General features: G+C 49.4%; 2 protein-coding genes. Both read right to left on the reverse strand.

Annotation, left to right across the window (positions count from 1 at the left end; all coding sequences use genetic code 11):
- The coding region (locus ACRC27_RS05075; RefSeq protein WP_438639334.1) for a serine hydrolase at positions 1-420 on the reverse strand (420 nt) is incomplete at its 3' end.
- 92 nt (positions 421-512) lie between these two features.
- Positions 513-950, reverse strand: coding sequence for a GNAT family N-acetyltransferase (locus tag ACRC27_RS05080; RefSeq protein ID WP_192437738.1), 438 nt, complete (start codon positions 948-950; stop codon positions 513-515).
- Positions 951-1,071 lie beyond the last annotated feature (121 nt).

Consider the following 1,071-nt stretch of genomic DNA (forward strand, 5'->3'; position numbering starts at 1 on the left):
ATTATCACTGGTTTCCATGGTTGCCTGACACGCCGCTTGTAAGGTGATATCCGTACCTGCCAGTGGACGCAATACCGGTGAATACTCCATGAGATCTTCACTGCGAACCTTAACGGTATCGTTCAATGCCAATTTGCCCGCATCAACATCCGACAGCACTTTAGCGCAAGCCAACGTTTTAAACGTACTCATCATCGGGAAACGCTGATCGCCGTGGTAATTCCATACCACGCCTTGACTGGGGATAAATACAGATACCCCCACACGTGCACCTAATGTCTGCTCCACCGATTTCACTTGCGCGGATAACGCCGCAGTATCCTGCGCCTTAACCAATGAGCTCTGCGCTAAACCCACGAATGACCAGCAAGAAATCACTACCGCAACGGCGCGAAAAAAAGTCCGACCCAATACTTTCATGAACAAATCCCGTGTATAAACTCATGTATTATGTTGATTTATTTAAATTAAATTTAGAATGGTTCAATAAACTATAGCAGCACTTAGCATGCTTACAGCATGCGCTGAAACAGGATTTTTCCTTCCCCACATTCTGGCACTAACGCATTTTCTTCGTAGCCGACAATGTGGTAGCCGCTGGCAATCAGTAACTGCAGCATCGCCGGATAACGATTCATCGATTTCACCTTCACGCAGTGATACCCCTGCTCGCGCGCCCACATTTCTTGCGCTTTACGCAGCTCACTGGCGATCCCCTTGCGGCGATATTCTGGCAAGACACCGCCTAGCCAACTGTAAAACTCACGCTCGGAAATCGCATAGCCCAGTTTGTAGGCAACCGCTCTTCCTTCTGCTCGCGCAATTAAGATCAGCGTCGGCTTACCAGCCAAACGTTCTTCTAGTAGTGCACGCGTTGTCCAGCCATCAAATTCGGGGATCCCCGCATCGACCTGCAGAACATCATCTAAGGTGCCGATTTCTATCTTCATTGCACGTGTCCCTAATCATGTTATGTGCGAGGCGCGTGTTAGCGCGGCTGCAGTGTACGCAGATAGAGATTATTTTCCGAGCCATACAATGCGATGGTGCCATGAGGCGCAAACCCCAAGG

This window comes from Plesiomonas sp. (assembly GCF_051650925.1).
Classification (GTDB): domain Bacteria; phylum Pseudomonadota; class Gammaproteobacteria; order Enterobacterales; family CAMTGL01; genus Plesiomonas.